Annotated in this window: 19 protein-coding genes; 7 read left to right on the top strand and 12 right to left on the bottom strand. The window is 72.1% G+C overall.

Annotated features, from left to right (window positions below; genetic code table 11):
- The first annotated feature begins 75 nt into the window (after positions 1-75).
- On the top strand, positions 76-1,428 hold the full coding sequence (gene ccrA, locus ACIO5D_RS36740) for a crotonyl-CoA carboxylase/reductase (RefSeq protein WP_400763346.1): 1,353 nt from the start codon (positions 76-78) through the stop codon (positions 1,426-1,428).
- A gap of 344 nt (positions 1,429-1,772) precedes the next feature.
- Here the strand turns inward: ccrA and ACIO5D_RS36735 are convergent, their stop codons facing one another.
- A complete protein-coding gene (locus tag ACIO5D_RS36735) occupies positions 1,773-2,759 on the bottom strand; it encodes a LacI family DNA-binding transcriptional regulator (RefSeq protein WP_363614266.1) in 987 nt (328 codons plus the stop codon).
- A 142-nt stretch (positions 2,760-2,901) separates the two neighbouring features.
- On the opposite strand from ACIO5D_RS36735, the gene ACIO5D_RS36730 reads away from it, so the two are divergent.
- The 5 genes from ACIO5D_RS36730 (at position 2,902) to ACIO5D_RS36710 (ending at position 7,214) form a co-directional block, all read left to right on the top strand.
- Positions 2,902-3,822, top strand: coding sequence for a ribokinase (locus ACIO5D_RS36730; RefSeq protein ID WP_400800572.1), 921 nt, complete (start codon positions 2,902-2,904; stop codon positions 3,820-3,822).
- Positions 3,823-3,945: 123 nt separating this feature from the next.
- Entirely contained in the window at positions 3,946-5,292 is a 1,347-nt protein-coding gene (locus ACIO5D_RS36725; RefSeq protein WP_363614270.1) for an NtaA/DmoA family FMN-dependent monooxygenase, read from the top strand.
- Between the two features lie 35 nt (positions 5,293-5,327).
- A complete protein-coding gene (locus ACIO5D_RS36720; protein WP_400656927.1) occupies positions 5,328-5,855 on the top strand; it encodes a flavin reductase family protein in 528 nt (175 codons plus the stop codon).
- Positions 5,848-6,315 (top strand): riboflavin kinase, encoded by a 468-nt coding sequence (locus tag ACIO5D_RS36715; RefSeq protein ID WP_363614274.1) that lies wholly within the window; start codon positions 5,848-5,850, stop codon positions 6,313-6,315. The genes ACIO5D_RS36720 and ACIO5D_RS36715 overlap by 8 nt, the downstream gene beginning before the upstream one ends.
- A 143-nt stretch (positions 6,316-6,458) precedes the next feature.
- On the top strand, positions 6,459-7,214 hold the full coding sequence (locus ACIO5D_RS36710) for a nicotinamide mononucleotide transporter family protein (protein ID WP_363614276.1): 756 nt from the start codon (positions 6,459-6,461) through the stop codon (positions 7,212-7,214).
- A gap of 87 nt (positions 7,215-7,301) precedes the next feature.
- Here ACIO5D_RS36710 and ACIO5D_RS36705 read toward each other — a convergent pair whose 3' ends face one another.
- The 10 genes from ACIO5D_RS36705 to ACIO5D_RS36660 all read right to left on the bottom strand — a co-directional run bounded on the left by ACIO5D_RS36705 (position 7,302) and on the right by ACIO5D_RS36660 (position 16,308).
- The gene (locus tag ACIO5D_RS36705) at positions 7,302-7,757 is read right to left on the bottom strand and encodes a hypothetical protein (protein WP_363614278.1); all 456 of its coding nucleotides are present in this window, start codon (positions 7,755-7,757) and stop codon (positions 7,302-7,304) included.
- Positions 7,758-7,781: 24 nt separating this feature from the next.
- Positions 7,782-9,785: an ABC transporter ATP-binding protein gene (locus ACIO5D_RS36700; protein ID WP_400800569.1), complete on the bottom strand. Its 2,004-nt coding sequence runs from the start codon at positions 9,783-9,785 to the stop codon at positions 7,782-7,784.
- The gene (locus ACIO5D_RS36695; protein WP_400656921.1) at positions 9,782-10,327 is read right to left on the bottom strand and encodes an HIT family protein; all 546 of its coding nucleotides are present in this window, start codon (positions 10,325-10,327) and stop codon (positions 9,782-9,784) included. Before ACIO5D_RS36695 ends, ACIO5D_RS36700 begins: the two co-directional genes overlap by 4 nt.
- Positions 10,328-10,510: 183 nt before the next feature.
- Positions 10,511-10,729, bottom strand: coding sequence for a hypothetical protein (locus ACIO5D_RS36690; protein ID WP_363614284.1), 219 nt, complete (start codon positions 10,727-10,729; stop codon positions 10,511-10,513).
- A gap of 5 nt (positions 10,730-10,734) precedes the next feature.
- Positions 10,735-11,220: an NUDIX domain-containing protein gene (locus ACIO5D_RS36685; protein WP_400800566.1), complete on the bottom strand. Its 486-nt coding sequence runs from the start codon at positions 11,218-11,220 to the stop codon at positions 10,735-10,737.
- Between the two features lie 68 nt (positions 11,221-11,288).
- Entirely contained in the window at positions 11,289-12,152 is an 864-nt protein-coding gene (locus tag ACIO5D_RS36680; protein ID WP_400800563.1) for an aminoglycoside phosphotransferase family protein, read from the bottom strand.
- Positions 12,149-12,649, bottom strand: a complete 501-nt coding sequence (locus ACIO5D_RS36675; RefSeq protein ID WP_400800561.1) for an NUDIX domain-containing protein — start codon at positions 12,647-12,649, stop codon at positions 12,149-12,151. Before ACIO5D_RS36675 ends, ACIO5D_RS36680 begins: the two co-directional genes overlap by 4 nt.
- Positions 12,646-13,104, bottom strand: a complete 459-nt coding sequence (locus ACIO5D_RS36670; protein WP_400656912.1) for an NUDIX hydrolase — start codon at positions 13,102-13,104, stop codon at positions 12,646-12,648. Before ACIO5D_RS36670 ends, ACIO5D_RS36675 begins: the two co-directional genes overlap by 4 nt.
- 496 nt (positions 13,105-13,600) lie before the next feature.
- Complete coding sequence (locus ACIO5D_RS36665) at positions 13,601-15,439, bottom strand: glycoside hydrolase family 15 protein (RefSeq protein ID WP_400800558.1); 1,839 nt, start codon at positions 15,437-15,439, stop codon at positions 13,601-13,603.
- 209 nt (positions 15,440-15,648) lie between these two features.
- Positions 15,649-16,308, bottom strand: a complete 660-nt coding sequence (locus tag ACIO5D_RS36660) for an NADPH-dependent FMN reductase (RefSeq protein ID WP_400656908.1) — start codon at positions 16,306-16,308, stop codon at positions 15,649-15,651.
- Between ACIO5D_RS36660 and ACIO5D_RS36655 the strand changes: the two genes are divergently transcribed.
- The gene (locus tag ACIO5D_RS36655; RefSeq protein WP_400800555.1) at positions 16,307-16,708 is read left to right on the top strand and encodes a hypothetical protein; all 402 of its coding nucleotides are present in this window, start codon (positions 16,307-16,309) and stop codon (positions 16,706-16,708) included. The genes ACIO5D_RS36660 and ACIO5D_RS36655 overlap by 2 nt on opposite strands.
- Positions 16,709-16,843: 135 nt before the next feature.
- Here the strand turns inward: ACIO5D_RS36655 and ACIO5D_RS36650 are convergent, their stop codons facing one another.
- The gene (locus tag ACIO5D_RS36650) at positions 16,844-17,278 is read right to left on the bottom strand and encodes an ester cyclase (RefSeq protein WP_400800553.1); all 435 of its coding nucleotides are present in this window, start codon (positions 17,276-17,278) and stop codon (positions 16,844-16,846) included.
- Between the last annotated feature and the right edge of the window lie 399 nt (positions 17,279-17,677).

Below are 17,677 nucleotides of genomic sequence, written 5' to 3'. Positions count from 1 at the left end.
CCCTCCGGCGAAGGCTTCAGCCGCCCCGACCACCAGACAACTGTCGCAGTAGCAAACCGACGTGAGGTGATTGACGTGGAAGCCATCGTGAGCGCCGTCGTTTCCGGCGAGGCCACTCGGCGGGACTTCGCCGCCTTGCCGCTCCCCGAGTCCTACCGGGCCGTCACGGTCCACAAGCAGGACGCGGAGATGTTCGCCGGTATGGAGAGCCGGGACAAGGACCCGCGCAAGTCCCTCCACATCGAGCAGGTGCCGGTCCCCGAACTCGGCCCCGGCGAGGCGCTGGTCGCCGTCATGGCCAGTGCTGTGAACTACAACACCGTCTGGAGCTCGATCTTCGAGCCGCTGCCCACCTTCGGCTTCCTGGAGCGCTACGGCAGACTCTCCCCCCTCGCCAAGCGCCACGACCTGCCCTACCACGTCATCGGCTCCGACCTGGCCGGCGTCGTCCTGCGGACCGGCCCCGGCGTCAACGCCTGGCACCCCGGCGACGAAGTCGTCGCCCACTGCCTGTCCGTGGAACTCGAATCCTCCGAAGGCCACAACGACACCATGCTCGACCCCGAACAGCGCATCTGGGGCTTCGAGACCAACTTCGGCGGCCTCGCCGAAATCGCCCTGGTGAAGTCCAACCAGCTGATGCCCAAGCCCAGGCACCTCAGCTGGGAGGAGGCCGCCGCCCCCGGCCTGGTCAACTCCACCGCCTACCGCCAGCTGGTCTCCCGCAACGGCGCGGGCCTGAAGCAGGGCGACAACGTGCTGATCTGGGGCGCCAGCGGCGGCCTCGGCTCCTACGCCACCCAGCTCGCCCTCGCCGGCGGCGCCAACCCCATCTGCGTCGTCTCCAGTGGACAGAAGGCCGACATCTGCCGGGCGATGGGCGCCGAGGCGGTCATCGACCGCTCCGCCGAGGGCTACCGGTTCTGGAAGGACGAGCACACCCAGGACCGCCGCGAATGGAAGCGCCTCGGCGGGCGGATCCGCGAACTGACCGGCGGCGAGGACGTGGACATCGTCTTCGAGCACCCCGGCCGCGAGACCTTCGGCGCGAGCGTCTACGTCACCCGCAAGGGCGGCACCATCGTCACCTGCGCCTCCACCAGCGGCTACAACCACGAATACGACAACCGCTACCTGTGGATGTCACTCAAGCGCATCGTCGGCTCGCACTTCGCCAACTACCGCGAGGCCTGGGAGGCCAACCGCCTGATCGCCAAGGGCAGGATCCACCCCACCCTCTCCAGGACCTACCCCCTGAACGAGACCGGACAGGCCGCCTACGACGTCCACCGCAACCTCCACCAGGGCAAGGTCGGCGTCCTCTGCCTCGCCCCCCACGAAGGCATGGGCATCCGCGACCACGACCTGCGCGCCCGGCACATCGACGCGATCAACCGCTTCCGGACCACCTCGGCGCCCACCGGGTGACATACCCGGGTGGCCGTCACCGTCACCGGCGCGTGGCCGGACCACCGTTCGGCGTGGGCCGCGGCCCGGCCGGCGCGTGTGGAACTGCTCGTACTCGCGCGGTGCGTGGAGCAGGTGGGCCCGGTTCCGGATGAGGGTGCGGTCGAACAGCCCGGTTCGGCAGGATCGCACCCGGCGTTCCGTGATCGCGTTCATGCGTGGCGCCCGGATACCGGTCCGGACGACGCGCGGCAAAGGCCGGGGCGAGGCGGCCGCCCGTCAGGTTTCCGCGCGTCAGATTTTCCCACCCGTCAGGTGGCAGCCCGTCAGATCCCGCCCCGCCGGGCTTGCCGTCCCTCTCGGGGCTATCCGTCGGTGGAGGCGCGGACGACGAGCCGGGGAGGGAACCGCTCGACCCGTTCGGCCCTTTCGCGGCCGGGTGCCTGAAGGAGCGTCAGCGCGCGCTCGGCCATGGCGGCCAGCGGGTGGCGGATGGAGGTGATGGGCGGGTCGAGGAGTTCGAGTATCTCGGTGTCGTCGAAGCCGGTGACGGCGATCTGTCCGGGCACGGAGACCGCCGAGCGCTGCAGCGTGCTGACCAGTCCCACCGCGAGGACGTCCGCGCCGCAGACGACGGCGTCGATCCGGGTGTGCTGTTCGGCGATGCGGCGGCCCGCGGTGCGGCCGGCGTCGGTGGTGAAGCTGGGCAGCAGGACGGTGGTGGCGTCGGCCCCGCGGGCCTCGGTGAAGGCGGCGAGGCGTTCCGCGCCGGAGGAGGACGCCTGGTCGGCGGCGACCAGGGCGATCCGGTGACGGTCGAGGCCTTCGAGGTGGTCGAGGAGCAGCCGCATCGCGGCGGTGTTGTCGAGGGTGACGGCGACGGTGCCGGAGTCGGTGGCCCAGCGGTCGAAGAGGACGACGGGGGCGCGTCTGGCGGCGGCCCGGACGGCGGGGCCGGACGCGCCGGCGGAGACGGGGACGACGAGCAGGCCGTCGACGCGGCCGTCGAGCAGGGTCTCGATCTGCTCGGCCTCGACGGCGGTGTCGTTGGCGGCGTCGGAGACCACCAACTGCCCACCGGCGGCGCGGACCTGTTGGGCGATGGCGTCGGCGAGCTGGACGAAGTAGGGGTTGGCGAGCGTGGGGACGACCACGCCGACGGTGCCGGTGGTGCCGGTGCGCAGCGCCCGGGCGGAGTGGTTGGTCCGGTAGCCGAGCCGCCGTGCGGCCTCCTCGACGCGGCGCGCGAGCTCGGGGTCGACGTTGCGGGGCGTGCCGGCGAGGACACGTGAGGCCGTGGCGCGGGAGACGCCGGCGGCCTCGGCCACGTCGAGGAGTCGGGGCGCTGTCACGTGGGTGTCCTTCGCGGTCGGTGGGCGGGTGCGCCACGGCGGTGGGGCGGCCGTGCGGGGCGGGATGTGCAGGATGAGGGTACTTGACGGCGTGTGAGTGCTGGTCCAGCATGTGGGAGATCGATCTCCCAAGGAGCGTTCAATGCCGTCCATCACCGTTGTCGGTTCAGTGAACCGCGACTTCGTCCTGACCGTCAGGGACCTGCCAAGGCCTGGCGAGACCGTGCTCGCGCGGCGCTTCGTGGAGGGCGCGGGCGGCAAGGGGGCCAACCAGGCCGTCGCGGCCGCCCGCCTCGGATCGCGGGTGCGGCTGGTCGCCAGGGTCGGCGCGGACGCCTCCGCCATCCTCGGGGCGCTCGCCTCCGAGGGCGTGGACGTCGAAGCCGTGCGGTCGGACCCACACACGACGACCGGGATCGCGGCGGTGGTCGTCGACGACGTCGGCGAGAACACCATCGTCGTGAACCCGGGGGCCAACGCCGGCCTCGGGGTGGAGGACCTGCCGCCGCGGCTCGTCCGGTCGGCGGGGGAGGTCGTCCTCGTCCAGAACGAGATCCCCTCCGACGTGGTCGACCAGGCGGTCCTGCGGGCCCGCGAACAGGGCGGGATCGTCGTCCTCAACCCCGCCCCCGCCCGACCCGTCGACGCACGGGTTCTGGCCGCCGTCGACGTCCTCGTCCCCAACCTCGGCGAACTGGCCTCGCTCCTGGGCACCGAGCGGCCCGCCACCCTCGACGGCGCGCGGGACCTGCTGGAGGGCGCCGCGCTCCCGTGCCGGGCCGTCGTGGTCACCCTCGGGGCGGACGGGGCCCTGCTGAAGCAGGCGGACCGCGCCGGCGCCACGCACATCCCCGCCCCGCTGGTGGCCGCCGTCGACACCGTCGGCGCCGGCGACACCTTCTGCGGCGCCCTCGCGGACGCCCTCGCCCGCGGCGCGGGCCTCGCCGCCGCGGCCGAACGCGCCGTCCGCGCGGCCTCCCACGCCGTCACCGGCCTGGGCGCGCAGGCCGCCATGCCCTACGCGGCCCAGCTCGACACACCCGCGGACCCCACCGCTTCCTGACCCCCGCAGAGCCCTTCCCGACCCGCAGGGCCCCCACCGCCCGGCACCCTGACAAAACCCCCAAGGCCCCCACCGCTTCCTGACACCCCGCAGGGCCCCCACCAGCACAACGGAGAACCACCCATGAGGAACCTCAAGCTCGGCCTGTTCGAGAACGCGCAGACCAACGCGAGCGGCACCGCCACCTGGCGCCACCCCGACAGCCGGCGACACCTCTTCGACACCCTCGGGTACTGGCGCGAACTCGCCGCGGTCTGCGAGGACGCCAAACTGGACTTCCTGTTCCTCGCCGACGCCTGGGGCTGGTCCGAGATCGACGGAGTCCGCCCGCCCATCGCCACGGAGGAGACCCTCGACCTCCCGCGGCTCGACCCGATGGTCGTGGCCGCCGCGCTCCTGTCCACCACCACCGACCTGGGCCTGGTCATCACGGGCTCCGTCCTCGTGGAACCCCCCTACGCGTTCGCGCGCCGCCTGGCCACCCTCGACCAGCTCTCCGGCGGCCGGATCGGCTGGAACGTCGTGACCACCGGCACCGCCGACACCGCGGTCAAGGCCTTCGGCATGGAGATGGTCGCGCACGACGACCGCTACCGGATGGCCGAGGACTTCCTCGACCTCGTCTACAAGTACTGGGAGGGGGCCTGGGAGCCCGACGCGCTGGAGAAGGACAAGGACGGAAGGTTCGCCGACCCCGCCAAGGTGCACCTCGTCACCCACGAGGGCCCCTTCTTCCGCTCGCAGGGATACGGCAACACCGCGCGCTCCCCCCAGGGCACGCCCGTGCTGTTCCAGGCCGGGGCCTCGCCCGCCGGCCGCCGCGTCGGAGGCCGGCACGGCGAGTGCATGTTCGTGGGAAGCGGCTCGGTCGAACAGCTCGCCGGGCACACCGCCTCCATCCGCGAGGAGGCCGTCAGGGCGGGCCGCCGTGCCGACGACGTGAAGGTGATGTCGGCGTTCTCGTGCGTCGTCGGCGCGACGACCTCCGACGCCCAGCGCCGCTACCAGCGCATCCTCGACGCCCAGCGGTCCGAGGTGACCGTCGCCAGCTACGCCATGTTCACCGGGCTCGACCTCTCCTCCTACCCGCCCCACACGCCCATGGCGGACCTGTCCACCGAGCTGTCGCAGACCCAGGTGGCCCGCTTCGCCGGCAAGACGGTCGGTGACGTCCTCGCCGACTGGCACACCCACGGCGTCGGGGCGCGGCCCGTCGTCGGCACGGCCGAGGAGATCGCCGACGAGATCTGCGCGCTCGCGGAAGGCGCCGACCTCGACGGGTTCCTGCTCTCCCCGACCGTCCAGCCGACCTCCACGACGGACTTCGTCGAGTCGGTCCTGCCGATCCTGCGGGCACGCGGAGTGTTCCGGGGGGAGTACACCCCGGGCGAGAGCCTGCGCGAACGGCTCACCGGGGCGTCCGACCGCGCGCTGCCGGACAGCCACCCCGCGGCACGGCACCGGCACTGAGAAACCCCACCCGAGACGAGAGGACGGCGAAGACCATGGCCACGTCCGCCCACCACCCGCCCCGGCCCACCGCGCCGACGGAGGAACTCGACCCGGCGACGCTGCGCCAGGCGTTCGGGGCCTACCCGACCGGCGTCGTCGCGATCGGCGCGCTGCGCGGGAGCGAACCGACCGGGTTCGCTGCGAGCTCGTTCGTCTCGATCTCGCTGCAACCGCCCATGGCCGCGGTGAGCGTGGCCCGGACCTCGACCACCTGGCCGCGCCTGGCGCAGGCGCCCGTCCTCGGACTGAGCGTGCTCAGCCGCGGCCAGGGCGGGCTGTGCCGGCGCCTGGCCTCCCGCGAGGCCGACCGCTTCGACGGCGTCGCGTGGAGGGCGACGCCCGAGGGCGCCGTCGTGATCGACGACGCCGCACTGTGGCTGACGGCCCGGGTGAGCGCCACCTACGACGGCGGCGACCACGAGATCGTGCTCATGGAGCTGATGACGGCCGAGCTGTTCCCCGGTGTGGAGCCGCTCGTCTTCCACACCAGCCAGTTCCGGGAGCTCACCCCCCATGCGTGACGCCCCGGCCGTCCTCGCGCACCTCACGGGCACGGTGGTGCACGGCGCCGGCCGGGGCCGCGGGCTCGGCTTCCCCACCGCGAACATCGCGCCCGACCCCGGCTCGCCGGTCCCACCGCCCGCGGTCTACAGCGGCTGGGTCGTGCGCCACCCCACCGGCGCCCTGCACCGCGCGACGATCAGCGTCGGCTCCAACCCCACCTTCTGCGACACGGCGGAGATCCACACCGAGGTGTACTGCCACGACACGTCGGACGACCTCTACGGCGAGCGCGTCGGACTGTGGTTCGTGGCCCGGATCCGGGACACGGTGAAGTTCGCCTCGCCCGACGATCTGGTGCGCGCCGCCCGGCAGGACGTCCTGCGTTCCGAGGAGTTCCTCGCCTCGGAACGCGGGCGGCGCGTCCTGGCCCACGCGCTCAACGCGTTCGCTGACACCGCTGACACCGCGACCGCCTGACCCTCTTCCCACCCGCACACACACCCGGCGCGCACCCCCACGCCCACCGCCGCCCCCCAGCCGGCTTTCGCGCGCCACGACCGGCCCGGTCCGGTCCCGCAGCACAACCCCCACCTCGCTCCGAACGAACAAAGGCGTGAGTAATGAGCGTATTCCAGTGGCTGAACGAGCAGTTCAGCTTCTTCGGCGTCCCCGTCTACTGGTCCGACTTCCTGGGCAACATCCTGGCGCTCGCGACCGTCTGGCTGGCCCTGCGGCGCTCGCTCGTGGCCTGGCCGGTGCAGATCCTCGGCTCGGTCCTGCTGCTGATCGCGAGCATCAACGTCCACCTCGGAGGCAACGCCGCCCGGCAGATCGTGATCATAGCGTCGGCGTCCTGGGGCTGGGCGACATGGCGCCGCAGCAGAGACAAGGAAGGCACCATCAACGTCCGCTGGGCGCCATGGGGCCAGCGCGTCGCACTGATCGCCGTCATGGCCGCCGGAAGTCTCGCCTTCGGCGCCCTGCTCAAGACGGCGGACGCCTCCTTCTACCCCGGCGCACCCTGGTGGATGGTCCTCGCGGACGCCTGGATCTTCGTCGGCTCGATCCTGGCCATGTACAGCCAGGCCCGCCGGTACGTCGAATTCTGGTTCGTCTGGCTCGCCGTGGACCTGGTCGGCGTCCCCCTCGCCATCCACTCCGAGCTCTACTTCTCCGGAATAGTCTACGCGATCTTCTTCGTCATGGTCGTCATCGGCATCCGCGACTGGGCGTCCCACAGCAAGCCCCAGGAGATCGCCTCTCCCCTCGAACCGGCCGTCCTCGTGGAAAGCCGCGACGACACCGCACCGACCGCCCGGCCGCACCCCGTCCGGCCCGACACGGAAACCGCAACCGGCCTCCGAACCACCGACTGACCCACCACCACGGCCGCACGGTGCGCAGACCAGGCGCGACCACACCCTCTCCCGGCGTGCCGGGAGAGGGTGCGGTCCTGCCCGGCCCTACACCTCGGGGCCGGTCGGCTCGACCTTGAAGGTCCGGGCCGCCGCCCCGCCGCGACCGCCTGCCCCGACCGTGGCCGTTGTCGGGGCCGACGGCGTTTCGACGCGTGCCCCGGTGGCGGGCTCCGGGCCCGTTGCGGGGCGAAGGCGGGTGGCGAGGGCCGCCATGTCGGTGGTGAACCGGTCGCCGAGGTCGACGCCGGACTCCTTGGCGATGACGATCAGCGAGAACAAGCAGTCGGACAGCTCGTGACCGATCCTCCCGGCATCGGCGGCCAGATCGGCGCGGTGGCCCTGGTGGGCCATGACCAGCTTCGCGAGGTCGCCCACGTCGCCGGTGAAGCCGAGGACGAAGTCCGTCAGGTCCCAGATGCGGCCCAGTTCGTGTTGGTTGATGTCGTCGTAGCGGGCGCGCACCTCCTCGGCTGCTGAACACATCTCGTCCCAGGTGGGCATCGGCTGCTCCGTATCGGTGGGTGGTCAGGCGGGTTCGACGCCGGCCGTGGTCGTCGCGTCCCGCTGGTGGGGGATCCCGGTGGCGTACTGGCGGGCCTGGAGAAGGTAGGAGGCCCGGTAGCGGCCGGCCGGGTCGGCCATCAGCTCGGCGTGGGTGCCGTGTTCGGCGAGCCGGCCCTCGTGGAGGACGTAGATGAGATCGGCGTCGGCGGTGGCGGCCAGGCGGTGGGTGATGAGGATGACGGCCTGGCCCCGGTCGGCGAGTTCGCGGACCCGGGCGAAGGCGGCGATCTCGGCCTTCGGGTCGAGGGCGCTGGTGGGTTCGTCGGCGATGACGAGGTGGGCGGGGCGTCCGCCGGGGCCGGTGGTGGTGGCGCGGTGGTGGGCGCGGGCCATGCCGATGCGCTGCCACTGGCCGCCGGACAGCTGCACGCCGCCCTTGAAGCCGCGGGCGGCGAGGGTGTCCCAGCCGTTGTCCTGGGCCTCGACGATCGGGTGCAGGTCGGCGTAGTCGGCGGCCCGCTTGAGCAGCGTCGGGTCGTCGCCGTGCTCGGGCCGGCCGATCAGGACGTTGGCGCGCAGGGTGAACGGCCATTGCTGGAAGCCCTGTTCGAGTACGGCGACCGAGGCGAACAGCTGGTCGCGGTCGGCGGCGGTCGCGTCGACGCCGTCCCAGAGCATCCGGCCGGTGGCGGGCGGGTAGAGGCCGGTGAGGACCTTGGCGAGGGTGGTCTTGCCGGAGCCGTTGTCACCGACCAGGGCGACCACCCGGCCACGCGGGATCGTCAGGGTGATTCCGGACAGGGCCGGGGTGCTGCGGCCGGGGTAGGTGAAGGCGACGTCCTCCAGGGTGATGACGTCCGGGCGTTCGGGCAGGGCGGTGCCGCCGGTGGGGATGGCGCGGCGCTCGGCTTCGCGCTGGAGCCGTTCCAGGTCGGCGACGAACAGGGCCTCCTCGTAGAGGTTGTTGACGGTGCCGACGAGGGAGGTGATGTCGGCGGCGCCGGTACGGATGCCGACCACGGCGGTGCCCGCGACCGCGAGGGCCATGTGCCCGTCGTGGACGAGCCAGCCCAGCAGCGCGAAGGTCGCGGCGGCGGCCAGGCCCGAGAGGACGGACGCCAGCAGTGAGGTGACGGCGGTCGCCGCCGCGAGGCGGTTCTGCTCCTGTTCGGACGCCTCGGCCATCGCCGTGTAGTGGCCGAGGATGAACGGGCCGATGGCGTGGACGCGGACTTCGGCCGCGGAGTGCGGTTGGGTGATGAGCTGGGCGAGCAGGGAGGCGGCCCGGTGGTGCTGGAGCCAGGCCATCACCGAGCCGTAGCGGCGGCGGGCGGAGCGGACCGCGCCCCAGCCCTTCGGGGCGGCGATCAGCACCAGCATGGGCAGCAGGACGGGGTCGAGGCTGAGCAGGACGCCGCCGGCGGCGACCAGGCCGAGCAGCGCGGTGAGCACGGCGATACTCTGGCTGATCAGCCGGCGGACGGCTGCGGTGCCGAACCGCGCCGATTCCAGCATCCTGCTGAAGTCGGGCTCCTCCAGCGCGGCGAGTTCGACGCGGGCGGCCCGGCGGAGATAGGCGACGGTCGCGGCCCGTTCGGTCTTGGGCTCCAGCCGGCCGCCCGCCCACTGGGAGACGGTCCGCAGCACGGCGGACACGGCGGAGGCCCCGCCGACGGCGAGGACCGCGGGCAGCGCTGCCCGCAGCAGCCGGTCGGCGCTGCCCACGGCGAACAAGGAGGCGAGGGCGCGGTTGGTGGCGAGCAGGCCGAACGCGGTGGCCAGGGCCCGGCCGAGTTCGGCGACCGCAACGGCCACCAGCGCGGTGCGATCGGCCTGCCAGGCCAGGCGCAGCGCGGTGCGGAGCATCCCGGGGATCTGGCGGGCGATGGTGAGGAAGCCGACCTTCAGCATGGTCTGCTCGTGGTCGTCGAAGTTGTAGTCGTAGCGCAGCCGGCCGCCGAACAGGAACCGCTCGCTGTCGGAGACCTCGCCCTCGGGCTCGGGGCTGGACGGGCGGGTCTTCAAGTGGTCTCCTCTGCGGGACTCGGCCGAGTCGCCGGTGACATGGCGTCGCCGTGGGCGTATCGATGGAGGTGGGCACGGAGCCGGGTGGCGAGGTGTTCGGACTGCTCGGGGTCGTCCGGAAGGACGCCGGCCCCCTCGGTCATCAGGGCGTGGAACTGCTGCTGCTCGTACGGGACACCGGGAGGCAGCGCGGCGACGTGCCAGTGGACGTGCGCGTTGCCCTGCCGGCTCCCCAGGCTGAGCACGTACAGGCGCTCCGTCGGGACGGTCGTGGCGAGCGCGGTGGCCACGCGGTGCACCACCAGCTGCAGGGCCGTGTACTCCTCCTCGGTGAACCCGCCGATGGCGTCCTCGATATGGGCGCGCGGGGCCACCAGCAGCTTGCCCGGCAGGGTCGGGTAGCGGTCGAGGAATACGACATGGACGCCGTCGTCCAGGACGACCCGGTGCTCGTACCCGGGGACGCCGGCGAGCAACGAGCAGATGAAGCACGGCCCGGTGCGGGCCCGCTCGTTGTAGGCGTCGAGGTCGAAGCCGCTCACCGGCCCCACCCCTCGGGCCCGGGCCGCCGCACCAGGTAGCCGTCGAGCGGACCGAAGCCCAGGGAACGGCAGGGCGGGGCACCGGCCTCGGTGGCACGCGGTTCGACCGAGCTGCAGTCGGCGTCTTGCGGGATGGCGGGGCGAACAGAGAGGCCTGGCACGGCGATTCCTCCAGGAAGGCGGTCAGCGGGACGGATCCGGTGGCGGGGGATCGAGGCGGACGAGGTGACGGTCGGTCCTGCCGTCCGGCTGGTGCACAGTGCGGTAGGCGTACGGCACAGTGCTGCCGGGGAAGGTGGCGACGCCTTCCTCCACGACAGGCTGCTCGTCGGCGATGGCACGCAGCCGGTCGTCGGCGTCCGCCGGCAACTGCGGGCCGGGTGGCCGTCGGTGTCGGGCCACCGCTCTCACCCGCCGACCAGGGTGCGCGGGTCGAAGCGCTCGTCCTCCCAGCCGTGGGTGGAGAAGCCCCGTCCGCCGGACAGGTAGAGCGTGAGCGCGGCGTGGGACGTCGGGAACATCGGCAGGGGCAGTGCGTCGGCCGGGGACCAGAGCACATCGAGGTGCTTGTCCGGCTCGGTGTTCGTCAGTTCGCCGCGCCAGGCGGTGGCGAGGAACACCGACAGCAGGAACGGACCCCGGCCGTCCCAGCCGACTGCGACCTGGACCGTGTGGACGAGCCGCAGGTCCTCGGCGGCGACGATCAGCCCGGTCTCCTCCCGCAGCTCGCGGGCCGCGGCCTCGTCGAGGCGCTCGCCGACCTCGACCTTGCCGCCGGGGATGGTCCACGCCGGCGTGTTGCTCCAGCTGTTCGCCGCGTAGTGGACGGTCGCGACCAGGCACTGGTCCTGGTCGTGGGCGATCACGGCTACGGCCTGGCGAAGGCTCTCCACAGTGCTACCTCCAAGATGGCTGAGCGGATGGGGACTTCAGACGGTCGGTGCGGGGTGGCGCAGCTGCTTCAGGACGGTGCGGGCGTAGCCGAGGATCTCCTCGTCGTGGTGGTGGTGGTCCAAGGCCCAGCGCAGGACGGCGGGGCAGTCGATCGCTGCCCAGGCCCGGCACGCCGCCCACTCGCCGGGGTCAGTTCGCGTCCGTAGCCGCTCAGGAACGCCGTGCGGAGGTCGGGCCGGTGCGGGGTGAGCTGGAGCACGACCCGCATCAGGCCGCGGCGCACCGGCTCCTCGACCTGGCTGCGCTCGAAGTCGATCACGCCGACGATGAGTCGGCCATCGTCGTCGCGGCGGACGAGCCAGTTCCGGGGGCCGAAGTCGCCGTGGCAGGTGGTGAGAGCGGTATGCCGGGGCTCGATGCGGGTGGCCTCGGCCGGGACCTCGACGTCCTCGTCGGACAGCTGGGCGTCGCGGGCACGGGCGAACGCCCCCTCGCGTTCCTTGCTCCAGGGCAGCCGCTCGCCGACCACGCCGTCGGAGGTCGGGTGGGTGTGGATGCGTGCCGCAAGCAGGCCGGCCTGCCGGTACGCCTCCCGTTCCTCGGCCGGGCCGAGGGTGGCCTTGATGGCCGGGGTGCCGGGCAGCGCTGTGGTGACGACGAGCCGCGACGAGGTGTCCTCGGCGAGGAAGGTCGGGGCCCGACCTTCCTCGCCGAGGGCGGGTGCGAGGTGCCGGTAGGCGGAGGTCTCGCGCCGGTGCATGAGCTCGTTCTTGTGCCGCTTGGCGAACAGCCGGCGCCCGTCGCCGGTCCGGATCTCCCACACCGACGGTCGGCCCGCACGGTCCCGCGAGCGTACGCCCGGCAACCCGTACGGACCTGCCGTCTCGTGCAGCAGCCGCTCGGCGTCGTCGGGCAGGGTGTGTGCCGTCATGCCGGCCAGCCGACGGTGGAGAGCAGGTTGCCGCAGGCGATCTCGCCCAGGGCGTGCGCGGTGTAGGGCACGATGTCGGCCGGCAGCCGGCCAATCGGCCACCAGCGCAGTTCCTCGCACTTGTGCGGCTCCGCGTTGCGCACCTGCCCGCGGTAGTGCGCGGGGCGGAAGAAGAGCTGGAGCCGACTGCGGCCGTTGGCGGCGTCGAGGTGGTGCAGCGTGTGGACGAGCGCGAGGTCGTCCGCGGCGATGGTGATGCCGAGTTCCTCCTCGGCCTCGCGCGTCATGGAGCGGGTGACCGGCTCGCTCCGCTCCATGTGCCCGGCCGGCAGGTGCCACAGCCCGTTGGCGTAGCTGGTGTTGCGCCGCCGCCCGAGCAGCACGGCGTCGCCGTCGACCAGGACGAGGTGGACGCCGACGACCAGGGTCAGCAGGTCCGTCCCGGGCTCGCGGGCTGCCGTGTCCGCTGGGCGGCCGGTTTCGTCGAGCTGGGTCACGAGGTCCTCCAGGGGCGCTTGTCGGCCGCTGCGGTGAGCAGCGGCAGGTAGTGGTGCATGTAGAGCGGGACTTTGAGGTCGAGCACCTCGTCGAGAGGGACCACGTGCAAGGCCAGGCCCTCGTCGCCGAGCCGCAGCACCGTCTCGGGCCCGTCCCAGACGGTGTGCAGGACGCGGGTGAGCGGGTGCACGAGGTCGTGGTGTGGGCCGGGTGCCAGCCGCCCGATCGAGATCCCGGTCTCCTCGGCCGGCTCCCGCGCCGCACCGGCCGACACAGGTTCACCGTCCTCATGGCCGCCGCCCGGGTACTCCCACAGGCCGGGCAGAACGTCGTGCGCGGCCCGGCGGATCATCAGGATCCGGCCGGAGGTGTCGCGGAGGGCGAGGTCGGTCAGTACGTCGAGGTCGATCTCCGGGGCGGGCACTGTCCGTCGGTCGGTGCCGGTCTTCGCCACAGGTCCTCCGGACACGGTCGGTGCGCGGGTGCGCAGGATTACTGAACCAGGGCGCTCTGATAGCCAAGTGGGCTACCGCAAAGCTGAGTTCAGGGAAGTGCTACGGGGTGTTCGGCGTCCGATGATGGTGCTGTTCGAGTGCGGCGTTCAAGCGGATTTACCTCCGGGCGAGCCCGGGTCGAACGGTGACTTTTCGAGCACCTCCCGGGCGCGGGCGAGGGGGCCTCCAGCCGGTCGCGGACGGGCACGGGCAGGGTGGCGGAGCCCAGTGTGCACGCGGCGAGCGCGCGTTCGAGCCAGGCTGTCCGTCCGGGTTCGAGGCGGTCGTGGACGCTCTCGTGGGCGAGGAGGTCGCGCAGCGCGTAGCCGTCGCCCGATTCACCCGTTCGGCTGGTCAGCCGCCCGAGCAGGTTTGGGACGGCGGGCGTATCGGGGCCGGCGGCGTGCTGGTCGCCGGGGCGGCACAGCGCGGTGGGCGACTCCCGCGAAGCCACGGTCAGCCCAGGGCGCGGTCCAGATTGAATGCGGCGCTGATCAGGGAGAGATGGGTGAACGCCTGGGGGAAGTTGCCGAGCTGTTCACCGGTGCGGCCGATCTCCTCGGCGAACAGGCCGAGATGGTTGGCGTACGTGAGCATCTTCTCGAAGGCCAGCCGGGCCTCCTCCAGCCGGCCCGCCCGGGCCAGCGCCTCGACGTACCAGAAGGAGCAGATCGAGAAAGTGCCCTCGGAGCCCCGAAGTCCGTCCGGACTGGCCGTCGGGTCGTAGCGGTAGACCAGGGAGTCGGAGACCAGGTCCGAGGTGAGCACATCCAGGGTGGAGAGCCACTTGGGGTCGGTGGGCGAGATGAACTTGGCCATCGGCATCATCAGCAGGGACGCGTCGAGGACCTTGTCGTCCAGCCCCTGGACGAACGCGCCGCGCTCGGCCGACCAGCCGCGCGCCATGATCTGCCGGTAGATCGCGTCGCGGGACTGGCGCCAGCGGGGCAGGTCGGCGGGGAGTCCGCGCCGGTTCGCCGTCCGGATCGCCCGTTCGAGCGCGACCCAGCACATCAGCCGCGAGTACACGAAGTTGCGCCGGCCCGCCCGGGTCTCCCAGATTCCCTCGTCGGGCTGATCCCAGCACTCGCAGAGCCAGTCCACCACGTCGCCGACCTCGTCCCAGTGACCGCTGCTGATCGGCTGCCCCCACTTGTCGTAGAGATAGACGGAGTCGATCAGCGCGCCGTAGATGTCCAGCTGGAGCTGCTGGGTGGCGGCGTTTCCCACCCGGACCGGCGCCGACCCCAGGTAGCCCTCGAAGTGGGACAGCTCGTACTCGGGCAGGTCGCAGCGCCCGTCGATGCCGTACATGATCTGCAGCGGGCCGGTCACGTTGGTGCCCCGCATGATCCCGTGCTCGGAGATGAAGCCCATGAAGGCCTCGGCCTCCGAGGTGAAACCCAGGCGGAGCATGGCGTAGGTGCAGAAGGCCGCGTCGCGGACCCAGACGTAGCGGTAGTCCCAGTTGCGCTCGCCGCCGATCTGCTCGGGCAGGCTGGTGGTCGGGGCGGCGACGATCGCGCCGGTGGGTGCGTAGGTGAGCAGCTTCAGGACCAGGGCGGAGCGATGCACCATCTCCCGCCACCGCCCGTGGTACTGCGAGCGGGACAGCCAGTGGCGCCAGAACCGGACGGTGGCCTCGAACTGCCGCTCCGCCTCCAGGTGGGGGCAGGAACGCGGGCTGACACCGGCGCTCACCCGGTCGAGGGCGAACACCGCGGACTCGCCCTCCAGCAGCTTGAAGTGTGACCACACGTCCATGCCGTCGGTCTCGACCGGCACGGTGGTGGTCAGCGTCAGGGACAGTGAGGGGGAGCGGAACTCCGTGTAACCGCCCCCGAGCTCCACGGTGTGCGCCTCGGTCCCGTAGCCGAAGCGCGGGGCGATCTTCGCCCGGAACGGGAGCGTCCCGCGGACACAGAGCACCCGCCGGATCAGCCGGTGGCGGTCCGCCTCGCGGGACTCGTCGACGACGGGCATGAAGTCCTGGATCTCCGCCACCCCGTCCGCCGCGAAGAACCGCGTGATCAGGACGTTGGTGTCGGGGAAGTAGAACTGCCGGGTACGGGCCGGCACGTCCGCGGACAGCTCGAAACGGCCGCCCCGGTCCGCGTCGAGTATGGACGCGAACACGCTGGGTGCATCGAAGCGCGGGCAGCAGTACCAGTCGATGGTGCCGTCGGTGGCGACGAGCGCGGCGGTACGGAGATCACCGATCAGACCGTGCTCGGAGATCGGCGGATACCGGGAACCGTCCGGCTGCCCGAATCCGCCGCTGCCGTACTGCGCCATGGCGGCCTCCTCACCCGGTACTGCGGGACATCGAGCCGAACCTCTCGTCTCATGCTAGATCGCGGCACGTTGGGGCGCCGAAGCGAACCGGTACGCCGGGGACGCCGGTGCCGGACGGGTGGCCCCGGACGACGTTGGCCCCCAGGAGCAGTTGGGCCGGGCCCAAGGGGCACGCGCGTGCGCGGAACGGGTCGGGTAGCCCCCGTCCCTCAGTCCTGGGCCCGCTGGGTGACCGGGGCGTCGGTGCGGTCACCGAGGAACTCGTACCAGCGGCGTCGCAGGCAGACGTAGCGCACATCGGCCTCGACCAGGCGCAGGAAGGACGTGACGGTGTCGGACAGCCGTTGCCGGAGACCGGAGTCGACGAGGTCGCCGCTGTCGGTGAAGCCCTGGTAGGCGTTGGCGAGGCTGAACATGTCGGGGTAGACCCGGGTGCCGAGATGCTCCAGGGGCACCCGGAGCGCCCACAGACCGCGGTTGCCGCCGATCAGGGAGGGTGACGCGGAGACCAGCATGGCGTGCTTGTCCTTGAAGGGCTGCGGCCGGACCCGGGAGACCCAGTCGATCGCATTCTTCAGGACACCGGGTGTGGAGGCGTTGTACTCGGGCGAGGAGATCACGAAGGCGTCGCACCGTTCGATCCGGTCCCGCAGTTCCAGCGCGCCCTGTGGCAGCCCTCGCGCGGCTTCGGCATCGCCGTCGTAGAGGGGCATGTCGAAGTCACCGAAGTCCGCGAGGTCGGCTTCGGCCCCGGCGTCGGTGACGATCCGGGCGACCAGTGAGGCGAGCTTGGCGTTGACCGAGTCGGCCCTCAGCGACGCGCCGAAGACCAGCACGCGCAGCGGCCCGGGGCCAGCGTCCGTGGTCATGATCGTGCTCTCCTCACTCAAGGGGTATGTCGGTCATTCGTGCCGGATCGCGACGCCGGGGGCTCCTGACCCGCCGGCCCCGGACGCCGTCCTGGCACACACCACCGCCGAGCGGCCCCGGCCGACGGCACCGACATCGTGCAGCCGACCACAGATCACCGCTGTCCGGCGCCAACACGCCCGGCACCGGGCCGTCGGACCACCCCGACGGCCCGGCTCCTGGGACCGGATCTCCCGCCGCGCCCACGACGTCACCAACAGCCCCGGTGCCCCCTCCGTCTACGTCAACGGCGTCGGCAACCTCGGCGGCTTCGGTGGCGTCCAGCGCTGGATGGCGATGCTGATCGGCGTTACCGGCCGGACCGGTTCCACGGGCGAATGGAACCGCGACAAACTCTGACCTGACGTCATAGACCCTTCGGTGCAACGTACTTGCTCAGGCTGCGCCGAAGGGCCGGGCATCGCCGGTGCGTGACGTCGGACCTCGGCGGGACGGCCCAGGTGGTGATGGCGTCATGGGTAACCCCCCGCTCGTTCACGCCGCACCGGTCCCGGCGCCCAGTTGCTCCATGAGGGAGAAGAGGTTCGCCACCCCCCAGTGCTCGGTGATCTTGCCGTCCACCACCCGCATGGCGTCCACGGTTTCGAAGTGGACCTTCCGGCCGGTGGGCGCGATGCCGAAGAATTCGCCGCTGTGGGTGCCGTGGTAGGTCTTGTAGGTGGTGACGAGGTTGCCGTCGGTGGCCTGCCAGTGGATCTCGGGGCGGAAGTCGGGGAATGCCGCCCGCAGTACCCGGTAGAGCTCCAGGGCGCCGGCCTTGTCGGGGGTGCGCCCCGGCTGGGGCGTGTGGTCGACGAAGTCGTCGGCCCAGAGCTCGTCGAACAGGGCCCAGTTCCCGCCGCCCTGGACCTCCTCGGTGTTGCGCCGGACGACAGCCTTGGCGGCTTCGCTCACATCGTTCTGGTTCATCGGGGATCCTCCTGCAGGGGCTGTTCTGTCTGCCTGGTGTGGTCCGGGGCCGTGCCGCCCGGACGGTTGATGGCTGATTCGGCGTCAGATGACCGAGGTCGTGAAGCCGTCGACGACGAACGCGGTACCGCTCACCTAACTCGACAACTCCCACCCGGGAAACGCCACGGCGCCGGCGGGTTCCTGTGCGTCGGCCGCGTGAAGGCCCGCTGCCGCCCCGCGCGGGTCTCGTCGACACGCGGGGCGGAACCCCCGTGCCGCGCTATTGGTCCGATCGGCTGGCGGCCCTGGGGGGGGCCCGCGCCCCGGGGGCCCCCCGCGGCGGGGGCGGGGGGCCCCCCCGCGGGGGGGGGGGGCCGGGCCCGGCCCCCCCCGGGCCGGGGCCGGGTTTGGGCCCCC

Source organism: Kitasatospora sp. NPDC087315, assembly GCF_044744345.1.
In the GTDB taxonomy this organism is placed as follows: domain Bacteria; phylum Actinomycetota; class Actinomycetes; order Streptomycetales; family Streptomycetaceae; genus Kitasatospora.
The sequence above is the reverse complement of the archived record's forward strand: the minus strand, read 5'-3'. Positions and strand labels throughout refer to the sequence as shown.

Coding starts and splice junctions, on each gene's coding strand:
- ACIO5D_RS36650 (WP_400800553.1), bottom strand. CDS start 17,278: ATGAACCAGAACGATGTGAGCGAAGCCGCCAAGGCTGTCGTCCGGCGC.
- ACIO5D_RS36725 (WP_363614270.1), top strand. CDS start 3,946: ATGAGGAACCTCAAGCTCGGCCTGTTCGAGAACGCGCAGACCAACGCG.
- ACIO5D_RS36710 (WP_363614276.1), top strand. CDS start 6,459: ATGAGCGTATTCCAGTGGCTGAACGAGCAGTTCAGCTTCTTCGGCGTC.
- ACIO5D_RS36660 (WP_400656908.1), bottom strand. CDS start 16,308: ATGACCACGGACGCTGGCCCCGGGCCGCTGCGCGTGCTGGTCTTCGGC.
- ACIO5D_RS36730 (WP_400800572.1), top strand. CDS start 2,902: ATGCCGTCCATCACCGTTGTCGGTTCAGTGAACCGCGACTTCGTCCTG.
- ACIO5D_RS36680 (WP_400800563.1), bottom strand. CDS start 12,152: ATGACGGCACACACCCTGCCCGACGACGCCGAGCGGCTGCTGCACGAG.
- ACIO5D_RS36715 (WP_363614274.1), top strand. CDS start 5,848: ATGCGTGACGCCCCGGCCGTCCTCGCGCACCTCACGGGCACGGTGGTG.
- ACIO5D_RS36665 (WP_400800558.1), bottom strand. CDS start 15,439: ATGGCGCAGTACGGCAGCGGCGGATTCGGGCAGCCGGACGGTTCCCGG.
- ACIO5D_RS36720 (WP_400656927.1), top strand. CDS start 5,328: ATGGCCACGTCCGCCCACCACCCGCCCCGGCCCACCGCGCCGACGGAG.
- ACIO5D_RS36655 (WP_400800555.1), top strand. CDS start 16,307: ATGATCGTGCTCTCCTCACTCAAGGGGTATGTCGGTCATTCGTGCCGG.
- ACIO5D_RS36705 (WP_363614278.1), bottom strand. CDS start 7,757: ATGCCCACCTGGGACGAGATGTGTTCAGCAGCCGAGGAGGTGCGCGCC.